At 64.3% G+C, this 15,399-nt stretch carries 13 protein-coding genes; 3 read left to right on the top strand and 10 right to left on the bottom strand.

Going from position 1 to position 15,399, the window contains the following annotated elements; translation table 11 throughout:
• Positions 1-10 precede the first annotated feature (10 nt).
• Entirely contained in the window at positions 11-1,114 is a 1,104-nt protein-coding gene (locus NLY37_RS24435; protein ID WP_023743543.1) for a LacI family DNA-binding transcriptional regulator, read from the bottom strand.
• Between the two features lie 582 nt (positions 1,115-1,696).
• Here NLY37_RS24435 and NLY37_RS24430 point away from each other — a divergent pair.
• The 3 genes from NLY37_RS24430 (at position 1,697) to NLY37_RS24420 (ending at position 5,351) form a co-directional block, all read left to right on the top strand.
• Positions 1,697-2,659 (top strand): sugar-binding protein, encoded by a 963-nt coding sequence (locus NLY37_RS24430; protein ID WP_023672352.1) that lies wholly within the window; start codon positions 1,697-1,699, stop codon positions 2,657-2,659.
• A 122-nt stretch (positions 2,660-2,781) separates the two neighbouring features.
• Complete coding sequence (locus tag NLY37_RS24425) at positions 2,782-4,320, top strand: sugar ABC transporter ATP-binding protein (protein ID WP_286442939.1); 1,539 nt, start codon at positions 2,782-2,784, stop codon at positions 4,318-4,320.
• 44 nt (positions 4,321-4,364) lie between these two features.
• Entirely contained in the window at positions 4,365-5,351 is a 987-nt protein-coding gene (locus NLY37_RS24420; RefSeq protein WP_023672350.1) for an ABC transporter permease, read from the top strand.
• 2 nt (positions 5,352-5,353) lie between these two features.
• On the opposite strand, the gene phnN is transcribed toward NLY37_RS24420, so the two are convergent.
• The 9 genes from phnN to NLY37_RS24375 form a co-directional block, all read right to left on the bottom strand.
• Positions 5,354-5,983, bottom strand: coding sequence for a phosphonate metabolism protein/1,5-bisphosphokinase (PRPP-forming) PhnN (gene phnN, locus NLY37_RS24415; RefSeq protein WP_023741263.1), 630 nt, complete (start codon positions 5,981-5,983; stop codon positions 5,354-5,356).
• Positions 5,980-7,134 carry an alpha-D-ribose 1-methylphosphonate 5-triphosphate diphosphatase gene (locus NLY37_RS24410; protein ID WP_023741264.1) on the bottom strand — a complete coding sequence of 385 codons (1,155 nt, stop codon included), beginning with the start codon at positions 7,132-7,134 and terminating at the stop codon, positions 5,980-5,982. The genes phnN and NLY37_RS24410 overlap by 4 nt, the downstream gene beginning before the upstream one ends.
• Positions 7,135-7,168: 34 nt before the next feature.
• Positions 7,169-7,876, bottom strand: coding sequence for a DUF1045 domain-containing protein (locus NLY37_RS24405; protein WP_023741265.1), 708 nt, complete (start codon positions 7,874-7,876; stop codon positions 7,169-7,171).
• 154 nt (positions 7,877-8,030) lie between these two features.
• Entirely contained in the window at positions 8,031-8,843 is an 813-nt protein-coding gene (gene iolB, locus NLY37_RS24400) for a 5-deoxy-glucuronate isomerase (RefSeq protein WP_023741266.1), read from the bottom strand.
• A gap of 193 nt (positions 8,844-9,036) precedes the next feature.
• The gene (locus NLY37_RS24395; RefSeq protein WP_023672345.1) at positions 9,037-9,285 is read right to left on the bottom strand and encodes a hypothetical protein; all 249 of its coding nucleotides are present in this window, start codon (positions 9,283-9,285) and stop codon (positions 9,037-9,039) included.
• Between the two features lie 9 nt (positions 9,286-9,294).
• Positions 9,295-10,212 (bottom strand): myo-inosose-2 dehydratase, encoded by a 918-nt coding sequence (iolE, locus tag NLY37_RS24390; RefSeq protein WP_023695973.1) that lies wholly within the window; start codon positions 10,210-10,212, stop codon positions 9,295-9,297.
• Between the two features lie 145 nt (positions 10,213-10,357).
• On the bottom strand, positions 10,358-12,208 hold the full coding sequence (gene iolD, locus NLY37_RS24385; RefSeq protein WP_286440548.1) for a 3D-(3,5/4)-trihydroxycyclohexane-1,2-dione acylhydrolase (decyclizing): 1,851 nt from the start codon (positions 12,206-12,208) through the stop codon (positions 10,358-10,360).
• Between the two features lie 33 nt (positions 12,209-12,241).
• Positions 12,242-14,176, bottom strand: coding sequence for a bifunctional 5-dehydro-2-deoxygluconokinase/5-dehydro-2-deoxyphosphogluconate aldolase (locus tag NLY37_RS24380; RefSeq protein ID WP_023741267.1), 1,935 nt, complete (start codon positions 14,174-14,176; stop codon positions 12,242-12,244).
• 152 nt (positions 14,177-14,328) lie between these two features.
• Entirely contained in the window at positions 14,329-15,174 is an 846-nt protein-coding gene (locus NLY37_RS24375; protein WP_023672343.1) for a MurR/RpiR family transcriptional regulator, read from the bottom strand.
• Between the last annotated feature and the right edge of the window lie 225 nt (positions 15,175-15,399).

Raw genomic sequence — 15,399 nt, 5'->3', positions numbered from 1 at the left:
TGGTTCAGCTTTATCCAGCCACCGCTGCCACCGAATCCCGCTGCACCAGCGGGCATTCCAGCTTGGTGATGGGATAGCGGCCGCGGCCGGCAGGCGGCGGCACTTCGAGCTGTTCGATCGCCCATTGGCCCATCGCCATGTGCGGCAGGATCGATGTCGTCAGCGGCGGGAACAGATGGCGGGCGATCTCCTCGTCGTCATAGCCGACGACGGAGATGTCCTGCGGGATGTGCAGGCCTGCCTCCTTCAGCGCTTCGTAGCAGCCGATGGCCGTGCGGTCGTTCTGGCAGAAGATGGCGGTCGGGCGCTCTTTCAGCGCCAAAAGCTTCACGGTCGCGGCATAGCCGGCGCTCGCCGACCAGTCGCCCTCGACCACCAGTTCGGGATCGAACGGGATGTCGGCGGTGGCGAGCGCCCTGCGGTAGCCTTTCAGCCGGTCCTGCGCGGCCTGCATCCACGGCTCGCCGGTGATGATGGCGATGCGGCGGTGGCCGTGGCCGATCAGATGCCGGGTCGAGTTCTGGCCGCCGGCGATCTCGGAAGGCACCACGGCCGGGAAGGCATAATCGGCCGTGTAGCAGTTGAGCAGGATGACCGGGATGTCGAGGCCGTAGAGGAAATCCGGCGCCGTGATCTCGCGGGTGAAGATGGTCATGTAGATCAGCGCCGAGATTCCGCGCCTGGTGAGCGCCGCAATGGCGCGCGGCTCCATGACGGCGTCGCCCATGGTCTGCGCCACGAGCAACACATTGCCGGCGTTCCACGATGCCTGGCGCGCGCCCTCGATGGCGACAACGGCTTCCGGGCTTGTCGCCAGCTGGTCGACGGCGAAACCGATGACACCGTCAAGTCCATCGAAGGCGGCAACAGGTTTGCGCAGCGCCGAGAAGGCGGGTGCTGCGTAGCCGAGCGCACGCGCGGCGTCGATCACCCGCTCGCGCGTCTGCTGCGACAGCCGGATGCCGGGCGAATCGTTGAGCACGAAAGAGACGGTCGCCTGCGAGCACCCGGCTGCCCTGGCGATGTCGGTCATGGTGACGCGGCCGCCCTTGGCGGCTCTCGCCGGCGCCTTGCGCCGCTTCGCCGTGTCGTCCGGATCCCTCGTCTCGCTCATGGCATTGCGTCCCAATCCCCAGCCTGTCTAGTCGCAAGCCTGCCACACCCACAAGATGGTGTCGCGCCGTCGACCGATGGAAATAGTCGAAGGCGTTTATCTTTATTAGCAGCTTTGAAGTTCCCCGCCATGCCGCTGCGGGCCGCGTGAAATTCGAGGACTGCAAGGCATCTGCTTGCGCGGAACCGATGGCTGCACCTATTCGGGCAAACTAGCCCTAAGGCTACCGCCGAGTGTCCGCGCGAGACCTTTGCTAATACTGTTTACTAATACAAAACGACGCTGTAACGTCAATCCGCCGTGTCCGGTCAGGTGGGACCCGTGCGGCGAGAAGTGCACGTGAATGGCCCGATGGTGAGCGGGGTTTGCCTCCGCAAGCCTGGTCTCGGACATGTGATATGTCAGACAAATCAGACTATTTACGAGCACGGGATGAGTCTCTAAAGTCCGTGATCGCGACCGACGACGCCATTCTTCAGCGCCGGGAACCCCTGAGGAGGAGGGCGTCCAAATCGCGAGCGGCAAGTCAGTGAATGCAAGATCGGTTCAGTCCGACGACTGAGCCAAAACGGGAGGTTGAACATGAAATCCTTGATACGACATGCATCCGTGGCCACCGCAGCCCTGCTGCTCGGCCTGACCGCGACAGCCATTGCGCGCGCCGACGACAAACCGACGCTGGCCTTCGTCGTCAACGGCGCTTCCGATTTCTGGAAGGCCGCCGAAGCCGGCGTCAAGAAGGCGCAGGCCGAATTGCCCGACTACAATCTCGAACTCAAATATCCCGAGCAGTCCTCGGTCGCCATCCAGCAGCGGCTGATGGACGATCTGGTGACCGCCGGCGTCAAGGGCATCATGGTCTCGGCCGTCGACCCCAAGACCTCGACCGACGGCCTGAACAAGATCGCGTCGGAAACGGCGCTGTTCACCACCGACTCCGATGCCCCGCAGACCAAGCGCGTCGCCTATATCGGCTCGTCCAATGTCGACGCCGGCAAGCAGGCGGCCGAGATCGCCAAGAAGGCGATGCCGGACGGCGGCAAATGCCTCGGCTTCGTCGGCCTGCTCGGCGCCGACAATGCCAAGGAGCGCATCCAGGGCATGAAGGACGGCCTCGCCGGCAGCAAGATCGAACTGGTGGACGTGCGCGGGGACGACATCGACCAGGCGCGCGCCAAGAAGAATGTCGAGGACGCGCTGGTCGCCAGCCCCGACATCACCTGCATGGTCGGCTTCTATTCCTACAACACGCCGCGCATCTATGAAGCGCTGCGCGACGCCGGCAAGCTCGGCTCGATCACCGTCGTCGGCTTCGATGACGATCCGATCACGCTGGGCGGCGTCAAGGAAGGCACCGTGGCGGCCACCGTCGTGCAGCAGCCCTTCGAATGGGCCTATCAGGGCATGAAGCTGATGGCCGCCTATCTCAAGGGCGACAAATCAGGCATTCCGGAAGGCGGCCTGATCATCATCCCGACCAAGATCATCGGTAAGGACGATGTCGACACCTATGCCGCCAATCTGAAGGCGATGTCCGGAAACTGAGACCACGAGCAGTTGCGCCGGCTCAGGGTTCGCCTTGAGCCGGCGATCGTGTTGACGGGTCGGCCAAGGCCCGTCAGTCTGTAGCCCACCGGCTGCTGGCAAGCCTGATCAAATATGGCGTGATGAATTATTCCGACCCATCCATCTTCGCAACCACCCCGTTCCTCGGCCTCGAGAACGTGCGCAAGACCTATCCGGGCGTGGTGGCGCTGGACGGCTTTTCCATGGAGGTCAGGCCGGGCGAGGTGATCGGCCTGGTCGGCGAAAACGGCGCCGGCAAATCGACCTTGATGAAGATCCTCGGCGGCGTCACCAGGCCGGACAGCGGCGCCATCACCGTCGACGGCGTTGCGCATGACGGGCTCACCGTCGAAGGCAGCCTGGGGTCGGGCATCGCCTTCGTCCACCAGGAACTCAATCTCTTCGAAAACCTCGATGTTGCCGCCAATATCTTCTTCGGCCGCGAGCCGTTGCGCGGCGGGCCGCTGAGATTGGTCGACCGCGCCAAGCTGCGCGAAATGGTGGCGCCACTGCTGAAGCGCGTCGGCGCCAATTTCTCCGCCGATACGCCGGTTGCCTCGCTGTCGCTGGCGCAGCAGCAGATGGTCGAGATCGCCAAGGCACTGTCGATCAAGGCGCGGCTGGTGATCCTCGACGAGCCGACGTCGAGCCTGCCGCTCGCCGAAACCGACAAGCTGCTCGACGTCATCAAGGCGCTGAAGGCAGATGGCATCAGCGTCATCTTCATTTCGCACCGGCTGCATGAGGTCGAGCGCGTCGCCGACCGCGTCGTGGTGCTGCGCGACGGCATGCTGGCTGGCACCTTGCCGAAGAGCGCCATCAACCACGACCAGATGGTCAAGCTGATGATCGGCCGCATGCTGAAGGAGCGCGAGAAGGCCTCCGAGGCGGCGCGGGCGCCGGGCGCCACGGCTCTCTCGGCCAAAGCCATCCGCACCCCCGCCTACCCTGCCCGGCTGGTCGACCTCGACATCAGGCGCGGTGAAATCCTCGGCCTCGCCGGCCTTGTCGGCTCCGGCCGCACCGAACTGGCGCGGGTGTTCTTCGGCATCGACAGCACGCTTGGCGGTGGGCTCGAACTCGACGGCAAGCCGCTTGTACTGGGTTCGGCGGCCGATGCGGTCGCGCATGGCATTTTCCTGGTTCCGGAAGACCGCAAGCTGACCGGCATTTTGCTTGACCTGTCGATCGCGCAGAACATCTCGCTGCCCAACCTGCCGGCGCATGCGAAGCGTAGACTGGTGTCGGCAAGCTCCGAGGCCGCCACCGCAGAGAAGCAGAAGACGAATCTCGGCATCAAAGCGCCGTCGGTGCAGACGCGAACCGGCACGCTGTCGGGCGGCAACCAGCAGAAGGTGGTGCTGGGCAAATGGCTGGCGATGAACCCGAAGGTGATGATCCTCGATGAGCCGACGCGCGGCATCGATATCGGCGCCAAGGCCGAGATTTACGGGCTGATGCGAGCCTTGGCCGATGCCGGCGTCGCCGTGCTGATGATCTCCAGCGACATGGAAGAGGTGATCGGCGTGTCCGACCGCATCGCCGTCATGCATGAGGGCCAGATCTCGGGCATTCTCGACAAGGAACAATTCAGCCAGGAAAACGTGCTGTTGCTGGCGGTCGGCAAGCCGGCAAACTAGCGGGCTTCAGGCGATTGCCGGTCCGGCGCATTGGGGAGAAGACGATGAGCAAAAAAGATCTCGGCCTGCTGATCCTGATCCTGGTGGTCGGCGCCGTGGTGACCGCCATCAACCCGCGCTTCCTTTTGCCGATCAACCTCGCCAACACCTCGAACCTGATCGGCCTGTTCGGGATCCTCGCCATCGGCCAGGCCTTCGTCATCATCACCGGCGGCATCGAATTGTCGGTGGGGTCGCTGGTGGCGCTGCTCGGCACGCTGTTCATCGATTTCATCGCTGTGCGCGACATGCCATGGCCGCTGGCGCTGCCGCTGATCCTGGTGCTGGGCGGCATCATCGGGCTGGCGCATGGCTGGCTGATCACAAGGCTGAAATTGCAGCCCTTCGTGGTGACGCTGTGCGGCCTTTTGATCTATCGCGGGGTCGCCCGTTTCTATACCGCCGACGGCACCGCCGGCTTCGCCTTCGGCCAGAATTTTCCCGAGCTCGAATTCCTCACCGCGGGCCGCAGCTATGGCGTGCCCAACAGTTTCATCGCACTGATCGTCATTTCGATCGTCATGTGGGTGGTGCTGCACCGCTCGGTGTTCGGACGCTACCTCTATGCCATCGGCAAGAACGAAGAGGCGGCTAAATATTCGGGCATCCGCACCGGCCGCGTCGTGATGGCCGCCTATGTCATCTGCGGCGTTCTGACGGCGCTGTCGGCGATCTATTTCGCCATGTACACGCGCTCGATCTCGCCGGCCAGCCACGGCCAATTCTACGAACTCTACGCCATTGCCGCCGCAGTTCTCGGCGGCTTCTCGCTGCGCGGCGGCGAAGGCTCGCTGGTCGGCGTCATCCTGGGCACCGTGCTGCTGCAGGAGTTGCAGAACCTGGTCAATCTGCTCGGCATCCCGTCCTCGCTCAACTTCGCGGTGATGGGCGGCGTGATCCTGATCGGCGTGCTGGTCGACCAGCAATGGGGCGTGTTCCGCGCAAGGCGGCTGATGCTCGATGCCAGCCGGAAGACTGTCGCGGCGGAGTAGCGCTACATCACGCCGGATATATCCGAGAAGGCCATCGCCTTGCGCAGCACCTCGACGAAGCGTTCTCCGGCGGCTTCGCGCCGGCCGCCATTGTCGATCGAGGTGACGCCGGAGCCGGACAAAGCGATATTGGCGCTGCGGGCGAGCCGAGCCAGCACTTCGCCGCGCGATTCGCGGCCGCGCTGGGCGAGACGCTCGGCGAGGATTTCCGGCGAGGCGGTGATCTCGACGACAGCCAGATTGGCATAGCGCTCCCGCAGCACCGGGATGACTGCGCGCGAGACATTGGCGACCGCGACATGGCCATTGGCGATGGACCAGTCGACATCGGCCGGAATGCCGTAGCGCAGCCCGTGCGCCTCCCAGGAAATGGCGAAGGCGCCGTCGGCCTCGGCTTCGGCAAAGGCTGCGTCGGCCAGCGTGTCGTGATCCTCGCTTGCGGCGTCGCTCGGCCTGGTGATGACCCGGCGGACGAACTCCAGCCTCGTCTCGTCGGCAAACAAGGTGCGGGCATAGCCGATTACCGTATCCTTGCCGGCGCCGCTCGGGCCGACGACGGCGACAAACACGCCGTTGCGGAGCGGAAAGGCCTCGCTGCTGAGTTCGCGGTCGATCGACGCCGAGACCATCAGGCGACCCGGCGCCCTTGGCGCCAGACAGTGCGCACGACCGGCACATGGTCGTCGACGCGCACACGCACCAGATCGGCGCGGCGGCCCTGTTCGATGACGCCGCGGTCGTTGAGGCCGATCGCCTCGGCCGGATTCTTCGACACCATCGCAACCGCCTGCGGCAGGGAAATGCCCTCGACGACGTCGCCGAGGAAGAAGGCCGACTGGATCAGGCTGAAGGGAATGTAGTCGGACGACAATATGTCGAGCAGGCCGTCGCCGGCCAGCGTGCGGGCCGAGACATTGCCCGAATGCGAGGAGCCGCGCATGACGTTGGGCGCGCCCATCAGTACGCCGAGCCCGGCATCCTTCGAGGCCTTGGCGGCTTCCAGCGTGGTCGGGAATTCCGCGACGCGCACGCCTTGTTCGATCGCCTCGTCGACATGGCCTGATGTGGCGTCGTCATGGCTCGCCAGCACAATGCCCCGCTCGTTGCAGGCGGCTGATATCGCCACCCGGTTCGGTCCCGAATTCTTCGCTGATTCCGACATCCGCTTTTCGCAGAACAATTGGAAGTCGCGATCGGTCAACTTCAGCTTGCGCTGATAGTAATAGGCGTAGGTCTCGAGATTGACGAACTGACGCTGTCCCGGCGCATGGTCCATCAGCGAGGCCAGCTTGACCCGCTCGTCGCCATCGAAATTGGCGAAAGCCCGCAAGCAATCCGGCGCCGAGACCTCGCAGCGCAGATGCAGGAAATGGTCGGCCCGCAACCGGTCTTTCGCGACGCTGTCCTCGATCGCGTCGGCCAGCTTGCGGATGTCGTCGGAGGTAAGATCGGCGTCCTCGTCCATGCCGACGCGCAGCGCGTCGAGCACGGTGGTGATCCCGGCGGTGGCCACCTGCGCGTCATGGGCGAGCACGGCGGCAATCGGGTTCCAGCGCACTTTCGGGCGCGGCGCATAGTGGCCTTCGAGATGGTCGGTGTGCAGCTCGACCAGACCGGGAATGATGTAGTCGCCGCCCATGTCCTCGCCGGCCATGTTCCCGCCGGTGTGGCCGGTGCCGGCGTCGACGCCGGAAATAAAACCGTCGCGCAGCACGAGCGACCCTTCGACGATCTCATCGGCAAGCACGATGCGGGCGTTGTGGAGAACAGTTTCGGCAGTCATTCAGGCAGTCCTTGCTTACTCGGACGAATTGCGGTCAGGCGGTTTTTCGGGCAGCGCGGCGGCCGAGCGCATGATGCGAAAGCACCATGAACGGAGCGCCCGGTTCGGTTTCGACGAACAGCGTCAGCGCATCCACCAGCACCGGCTGCTGCAGCACATCGGCGAACAGGCTGTCAATTGCCGCGCGCAGACGTTGGCTTTCCTGCGGCCCGGCCCGGCCGGACAGTGTCATGTGGAAGCGAAAGGTCTCGAACACGTAGGGGTAGCCCCACTGACAGAGATTGCGGAACTCGGCCGGCTTCAGCGAATCCGGGCTGCGCCGTTCGATTTCCGCTTCGGTGAGCGGCGCGCGAAAACGGTCGAAGCTAAGCACGACATCATCGGCGAAACGGTTGAGCGGCGGCAGCGGGCCTTCCGGCACCAAAGCGAAGAAACCATCGATCTGGCTGACGACCAGGCGCGGGATGGTGACCGTCGGCGTTGCTTCGGCAAAGGCGTCCAGCGCCGCGCGCAACGAGCTTTCGGTTTCGTTGGCGGCCAACCGGAAGGGCGCTTTCAGCGTCGCATGAAAACCGTAGCGCCGCGCCGATGCGGTGTGAAAGGCGACTTCGGCCGCCGACAGCTCGCCCACCGCCTCGACCGGCCTGGTGGCGGCGCCAAAGGGGTCGCGGCCCAGCCAGTTGGCGGCGATCCGCGCCAACGGCTCGTCCTGCCTTGGGGTGAAATAGATGGCGTAGCGCATCGAAAAAAATCCTCGTCAGCCCGCTGCCATAGGTGATTTCCATGACGGATTGACGAAGCTTATGCGGGTTTTCGAAGGCAAATCGACCCCATGGATCGTTAGCCGACGATTTTTTGCTGCTGGACCAACCGCTTCCGGCGCAAGCGAAGGCCGATCAGGCCTTCGTCAGCCACTCGTGCTCGGGCGCGTTGTGGAACTTCCACGTCCGCGTCGGCCCGGCCATGACGTTGAGGTAATAGAGGTCGTAGCCGTGGCAGGCGGCGCAGGGGTGATAGCCCTTGGGCACCAACACGACGTCGCCGTCCTCGATCGCCATGGCTTCGTCCAGCTCGCGGGCGCCGGTGTTGTCGGCGTCGGTGTAGACGCGCTGGAAGGCAAAGCCCTGCGGCGGGTTGAGGCGGTGGTAGTAGGTTTCCTCAAGATAGGATTCGGCCGGCAGATTGTCCTGGTCGTGCTTGTGCGGCGGGTAGCTCGATGTATGGCCGCCGGGCGTGATGACCTCGACCACCAGCAGTGAGTCGGCGGGCTTACCCTCGGGCAATATGTTGGTGACGTAGCGCGTGTTGGTGCCTTTGCCCCGAGTCTCCTGGCCGAGGTCGTCGGGTGCGATGACGCGAACGGGCAAGCCGCCGCCCAGGCCCGGCGCCGAGCAGACCGCGAGTTCGAGATCGGTGTCGGCGGTGACCGACCAGTCCGAACCCTCCGGAATATAGACCGACCACGGCTTGCCCTCGAAGGGCGACATGCGCTCGCCGAGCAGGCCGAGTTCCTGGCCGCCGGCCTTTGCCGTGCCCTTGCCGGTGACGAACACCAGGCAGACTTCGCGATCCTGCGTCTTGCCGGATGCGGTCTCGCCCGGCTTCAGCCGGTGCAGGTCGAAGCCGACATAGGTCCATCCGGCGCTTTTGGGCGTGACATGGGCGACGCGGCCATGGCCCTTGTCGGCTTTGACGAGCAGTTTCGACATGTTTTGTCTCTCCTATCGCAAGTCTTCGAGGTCGGCCTCTCAACTTCGTCATCCTAGGGCGAAGCAGGAGCGAATCTCCGTCGCGAAGACCCTAGGATGACGAAGCTAGGGACGTTCCGGCCAATCAGCGACGTAGGCGATACGCCAGGTGTCGAGTGTCCGACCCGCAAGCTCCTTCCGAGCCGCGGCCGCTTCATTCCTTCGGTTCGGCGTCCGCCTTCGCTTCGCCGGTCTTTGGTCGATCAGGCGCAGCCTTGCTCTCCTCCACCGGCTTGTAAAGATAGAAGAACTGCCACACCGCGTAGGCGGCAAAGCCGAGCGCAATGATGCCCCAGAATGGGGTGCCGGAGGCGAATTCTATTCCGGCCCAGATCACGCAGACGGCGACGACGGCAACGCGCCGCCACAGCGGCCGGAAGAACGGGTGCTCGTAATCCTTCATCGGACCGGCTTACGCATTGGGAAAGCCTTGCGTTTCCACCGTGTAGCCGGCCGCCGTCATCACCCGCATCAGCTCCTTGTAACCCACTTGGGCCATCTTCAGCGGCGGGTTCTTCTTCGGGTCCTGCTCGGCCTCGACGACGAACCAGCCTTCATAGCCATGGTCGGCGAAGCGCTGCACGATGGCGCCGAAATCGAGCGAACCGTCGCCAGGCACCGTGAAGGCACCGAGCGCCACGGCGTCGAGAAAGGACTGCTTCGTGCGGTCGAGCCCGTCGATCACGCCCATGCGCACATCCTTCACATGGACATGGCTGATCCGCTTGTGGTGGTTGTCGATGGCGCGCAGCACGTCGCCGCCGGCAAAGGCGAGATGCCCTGCATCGAGCAGCAACGGAATGCCTTCGCCGGAATGGCGCATGAAGGCATCGAGCTCCGGCTCAGTCTCGACCACTGCCGCCATGTGATGGTGATAGGACAGCGGCATGCCTTGCTCGGCGCACCATTCGCCGAATTCGGTGAGGCGCCTGGCATAGGCCCTCATCTCGTCGTTCGACAATTTCGGCTTGGTGGCGAGAGGCCTGGAGCGATCGCCCTGGATCGAGCGGCCGACCTCGCCATAGACGATGCAAGGCGCATTCACCGCCTTGAACAGGTCGATCATCGGCTGGATGCGATCCTTGTTCCTGCCCATGTCCTCATCGACCAGGGTGCCGGAGAACCAGCCGCCGCACAGCGTCACGTCGGCCTGCTTCAGGATCGGCAGCATGATTTCGGGGTCGTTTGGAAAACGCCGGCCCATTTCCATGCCGGTGAAACCTGCCGAGCGCGACTGGCGCAGGCACTCTTCCAGCGAGACGTCGTCGCTGAGTTCGGCAAGATCGTCGTTCCACCACGCAATGGGGGACATGCCCAGTTTGGCTTTCAAGTTTTAGCTCCGGTTTCTTGTTCACCCTCCCCCTTGTGGGGAGGGTCGCTGCGAAGCAGCGGGGTGGGGTGCGGCGCGAGCCCCCCACCCGGACCTTCGGTCCGACCTCCCCACAAGGGGGAGGTAGGTGGCGGGTGCATGTACATCAATCGCCGATTGTCTGCATCTGCCGCTTTTCGTCGTAGGCCTTGCGGGCTGCGTTGACCTGCGGCCGTGCGGAGACTTCCGGCACCGCGACATCCCACCAATGGCCGCCGGCATCGGTGGAAATCAGCGGGTCGGTGTCGATGACCAGCACGGTGGTGCGGTCGTTGGTTTTCGACTTTTGCAGCGCAGTCTCCAGGCCGGTGATCGACGGCACTTTCTCGGCAATAGCGCCCATGCTGGCCGCATGCGCGGCGAAGTCGATGTCGGGCAGGATCTCGTGGCGCGCGTCCTTCAGGAGGTTGTTGAAGTTGGCGCCGCCGGTGGCCATCTGCAGCCGGTTGATGCAGCCATAACCCCTGTTGTCGAGCACCACGATGGTCAGCTTCAGGCCAAGCATCACCGACGTGGCGATTTCGGAATTCATCATGAGGTAGGAGCCGTCCCCGACCATGACGACGACCTCCTGGTCGGGCTTGGCCATCTTGGCGCCGAGCCCGCCGGCAATCTCGTAGCCCATGGTCGAGAAGCCATATTCGCCATGGTACGAGCCGGGCGCGCCTGCCTGCCAGAGCTTGTGCAACTCGCCCGGCAGGCCGCCCGACGCGTTCAGCAAGGTCACGCCGGACCCCAGCGCGCGCTGCACGGCGCCGATCACCTGCGCGTCCGACGGGAAGGCGGCGTTGGTCGACGCCGTCACCTTGGAGGCTTCGGCCTGCCAAGCCTTCTTGCCTTGGGTCGCATTGTCGGTCCATGTCGCCGGTGCTTTCCAGTTCCCCAGCGCAGCACCGAGTTCGGCGAGCCCTTCGGCCGCATCGGCGACCAGCGGCAGCGCACGATGCTTGCCGGCATCGAAAGGCTGCACGTTGAGTCCGATGATGGTCTTGCCGGAATTCTTGAACAGCGCCCATGAGCCGGTGGTGAAATCCTGCAGGCGGGTGCCGATCGCCAGCACGACATCGGCCTCTTCCGCCAGCCGGTTGGCCGCGGACGTGCCGGTGACGCCGACTGCCGCCATGTTGAGCGGATGTGTGTCGGGCAGCGAGGATTTGCCGCCTTGCGTCTCGCAGACCGGAATGCCGGCGCTCTCGGCGAATTTCGCCAGTTCATCCGAAGCCTGCGAATACAGCACGCCGCCGCCGGCGATGATCAGCGGTTTTTTCGCACCCTTCAGCGCGGTGACCGCCGCCGCCAATTCATGCCGGTCCGGACGCGGCCGGCGCTGGTGCCAGACGCGCTCGGCGAAAAAGCTCTTGGGATAGTCATAGGCCTCGGCCTGCACGTCCTGGCAGAGCGACAGCGTCACCGGGCCGCATTCCGCCGGATCGGTCAGCACCTGCATGGTCCGCGCCAATGCCGGGATGATCTGCTCGGGACGGGTGATGCGGTCGAAATAGCGCGACACCGGACGGAAGCAGTCATTGACCGTCGCGGTGCCGTCGGAAAAGTCCTCGGCCTGCTGCAGCACCGGGTCGGGAATGCGGTTGGCGAAGACATCGCCCGGCAAAAACAGGACGGGCAACCTGTTTACGTGGGCGAGCGCCGCCGCCGTCACCATGTTGAGCGCACCGGGGCCGATCGAAGAGGTCGCGGCCATGAAGCGGCGGCGGAAATTGGCCTTGCCATAGGCGATCGCCGCATGCGCCATCGCCTGCTCATTGTGGGCGCGGAAGGTCGGCAATTCGTCGCGCAGCTGGTACAGCGCCTCGCCGATGCCGGCGACATTGCCGTGACCGAAGATCGCCCACACACCGCCGAAGATGGGCACTCGTCTGCCGTCGATCTCGGTCATCTGCTTGCTCAGAAAGCGGGTCAGCGCCTGCGCCATCGTCAGGCGGATTGTCTTGCTCATGGTGTTTTCCTCCGCAGTCCTCTTGCCGCGCCTTTATGCTGCTTTACGGCCACGCGCGGCAAGCCACGCTTCGGTCAACTGTTCGAAGCGCGCGGCCATGTCGGCGATAGCCTCGTCATCCGTCATCTTGCCCGCCAGCCATTGTTCGGCGGCGTGGACGAAGATGGTGCGGCCGACGGCAAAGCCCTTGACGATCGGCGCCTTGGCGGTGGCGGCAAAGGCCGCTTCCAGTTCGTCCTGCGGCGCTTCGAGACCCAGCAGCACGACGCCACGACACCAGGGATCGTGCTTCAGGATCACCGCTTCGATCTTGGCCCAGGCGCCGGCCGACGCCTGCGGTTCGAGCTTCCACCAGTCCGGCTTGATGCCAAGCGCATAGAGTTCTTCCAGGGCGCGCGGGATGGTCGTTTCGTCGAGCTTGCCGTGCTTGCCGGCGATGATCTCGACCAGAAGCTCCCGGCCGACCTTCCGCGCGGCTTCGAACAGCGAGCGCAGCTTCTGCTGCTGCTCTTCCTTGAGCGCTGCCGGATCGTCGGGGTGATAGAAGCACAGGCATTTGATGCAGTGGTCGACCGGCCATTCCACCAGTTGCGAGCCGATGTCCTGCGAGAACTCGAAGCGCAGCGGCCGCGAGCCCGGCAGTTCGACGGGACGGCCGAGCCAGGCAAAGGGGTGGCGGGCGAATTCGAACATCGCTTCGCGGCCATGCTTCTCGTCGATCAGCATGCCATAGCCGTCGCGGCCGGCGGCGACTTTCGCCGCAGCCTTGACCGCCAGCACCTTGAAATCGCGGATGCGCGCCGGATCGGCGCCGGTCTTTGCCGCGACGTCCTCAAGCTGCACACGGTGGTCGCAGGCGAGCGCCATCATCGAGGGGATATCGCGGCGGCGGGTCGTCGCCCAATGGATGTGGTTGATCGCCTCGTCCTTGCGCAGAGCGAGGTGCTTGCTGCCGTTCCTGAGGAAGAACTGCAATTCCTCGAAGGTCGGATATTCCGGCGCGCAGAGCAGCCGCGACACGGCGAAAGCGCCGCAGGCATTGGCCCAGGTCGCCGCTGTCGCATGATCTTCGCCACCCAGCCAGCCGCGCAGGAAACCGGACATGAAGGCATCGCCCGCGCCCAGCACATTATAGATCTCGATCGGAAAGCCCTTGCCGACGATACCGTCTTCCAGATCGTCGCTGACCGGCCCGTCATAGACGATGCAGCCCATGGCGCCGCGCTTCAGTACGATGGTTGCCTTGGACAGCGCGCGGATCGTCTTCAGCGCGCTCAGGCAATCGTCGGCGCCCGAGGCGATCATGATCTCTTCCTCGGTGCCGACGATGAGGTCGCAATCGGGCAGCACCGTCTTCAGCTGGGCTGAGACGCGGTCGGATTTGACATAGCGCTCAAAACCTTCGGCATGGCCTGCGAGTCCCCAGAGGTTGGGGCGGTAGTCGATGTCGAACACCACCTTGCCGCCCCTGGCCTTGATGATGCGGATCGCCTTGCGCTGGGCGGCGTCGCTGTTGGGTCGGGAAAAATGCGTGCCGGTGACGACGATGGAACGGGCCGAGGCAATGAAAGCCTCGTCGATATCTTCTTCGGCGAGCGCCATGTCGGCGCAGTCGCTGCGATAAAAGATCATCGGCGAGACCCCTTCGCTCTCGACCGAAAGCAGCACCAGAGCCGTCAGCCGTTCCTTGTCGGTCTTCAGCCCGTCGACATTGACGCCTTCGCGCCGCAGCTGCTCGCGGATGAAGCGGCCCATCTGCTCGTCGCCGACACGGGTGAGCAGCGCCGAGCGCAGGCCTAGTCTCGCCGTGCCAACCGAGATGTTGGCCGGGCAGCCGCCGACCGATTTGGCAAAGGAGGTGATGTCCTCCAGCCGCGAGCCGATCTGCTGGCCGTAAAGGTCGACGGAAGCGCGACCGATGGTGATGACATCGAGCGTCGCCTGTTTGGCGTCCATGGCTTCGCTCATTGGAACCTCCCGTCGGTCTTGTTGTCTTGAGCAACGTAGTTGGGGGACACGCGCGAGCGGCAGCGTGGCGCCGGGAATATGAAATAATAATTCCAATCCATAGTCAATATGGAATGAGCATTCCTCCGCGAATTCGAGCGCCGGGCGCCGGCCTAGGCCTTACGCTTCTTTCCGGTGCTGCGCCGCTTCTCGCCGACGCCGACGGTGAGCGCCATGGCCAGCGCCATGGTGGCCGACAGCGAGCGGAAGCCGGCGAAATCGGCCTCGGCGACCTCGAACCAGACCTTGGCGAACTGGGCGAGTGGCGAAAACGAACTGTCGGTGATGGCGACGATCGGCACGCCCTGTTCGGAAATGGTGCGGGCCTCCTCGATGGTGGCCGGTGCGTAGGGCGAGAAGCTGATGGCGATGACGGCGTCCGCCGGGGTGGCGAAGGCGACCATTTCGGCATTGAGGCCGGCGGCGGATTCGATCAGCTGGTTGCGGATCTTCAGTTTGCCCAGCGCATAGGCGATGTAGCTCGCCACCGGATAGGAGCGGCGCTTGGCCAGGACATAGATGGTCTCGGCCTTGGCCAGCAGCGCAATTGCGTCTTCCAGATGGGCCTCGTCCAGCGAGCGTGAGATGTCGTTGAGCGAAGTGCTGGCGGCGGCGACGAAGCCGTCGAAGATGGCGCGGTGTCCAGCACCCGCATCGGCCTTGGCGCGCAGCGCCTGCAGGCGTTCGTCATAAGAGGAATTGCGCTCGCGCAGCCGCTCGCGAAACACCTGCTGCAGGCTGGTGAAGCCGTCGAAGCCTAGTTGCTGGGCAAAGCGGATCAAGGTGGACGGCTGCACGCCCGCCGAAGCGGCGATGCTGGCGGCGGTGCCGAAGGCGATGTCATCGGGATTGTCGAGCGCATAGGCGGCGATCTGGGCGATGCGCTTGGGCAAGGTTTCACGGCGATCGAGGATCGTGGCGCGCAGCGTCTCGAAGTCGCGAGGTACCCGTTCGTCCATCGTCGCCCCGTCCAAGCTCACTTAAAGCGCGTCGCGGTGAAACGGATTCGTGCGATGCGCTTTAAGTCTTTGTTTTGATGCATGCCGTTGTCCCAGAACCGCGGCACACTTCTGGGCGACATGCATTAGAGCATGATGCCGAAAAGTGTGCAGCGGTTTTCGGACGACATCATGCTCTCTTTAACTCAAGTGACGTCCTCTCTGCCCCATCATAGCGAGCCTGCG

The organism is Mesorhizobium sp. C395A (genome assembly GCF_030323205.1).
GTDB lineage: Bacteria > Pseudomonadota > Alphaproteobacteria > Rhizobiales > Rhizobiaceae > Mesorhizobium.
The sequence above is the reverse complement of the archived record's forward strand: the minus strand, read 5'-3'. Positions and strand labels throughout refer to the sequence as shown.

Bases quoted from the DNA above. Each gene is read 5' to 3' on its own strand.
- NLY37_RS24435 (WP_023743543.1), bottom strand. From the start codon at position 1,114: ATGAGCGAGACGAGGGATCCGGACGACACGGCGAAGCGGCGCAAGGCG.
- NLY37_RS24420 (WP_023672350.1), top strand. From the start codon at position 4,365: ATGAGCAAAAAAGATCTCGGCCTGCTGATCCTGATCCTGGTGGTCGGC.
- NLY37_RS24425 (WP_286442939.1), top strand. From the start codon at position 2,782: ATGAATTATTCCGACCCATCCATCTTCGCAACCACCCCGTTCCTCGGC.
- iolD (WP_286440548.1), bottom strand. From the start codon at position 12,208: ATGAGCAAGACAATCCGCCTGACGATGGCGCAGGCGCTGACCCGCTTT.
- iolB (WP_023741266.1), bottom strand. From the start codon at position 8,843: ATGTCGAAACTGCTCGTCAAAGCCGACAAGGGCCATGGCCGCGTCGCC.
- NLY37_RS24430 (WP_023672352.1), top strand. From the start codon at position 1,697: ATGAAATCCTTGATACGACATGCATCCGTGGCCACCGCAGCCCTGCTG.
- NLY37_RS24380 (WP_023741267.1), bottom strand. From the start codon at position 14,176: ATGAGCGAAGCCATGGACGCCAAACAGGCGACGCTCGATGTCATCACC.
- NLY37_RS24375 (WP_023672343.1), bottom strand. From the start codon at position 15,174: ATGGACGAACGGGTACCTCGCGACTTCGAGACGCTGCGCGCCACGATC.
- NLY37_RS24395 (WP_023672345.1), bottom strand. From the start codon at position 9,285: ATGAAGGATTACGAGCACCCGTTCTTCCGGCCGCTGTGGCGGCGCGTT.
- NLY37_RS24405 (WP_023741265.1), bottom strand. From the start codon at position 7,876: ATGCGCTACGCCATCTATTTCACCCCAAGGCAGGACGAGCCGTTGGCG.
- NLY37_RS24410 (WP_023741264.1), bottom strand. From the start codon at position 7,134: ATGACTGCCGAAACTGTTCTCCACAACGCCCGCATCGTGCTTGCCGAT.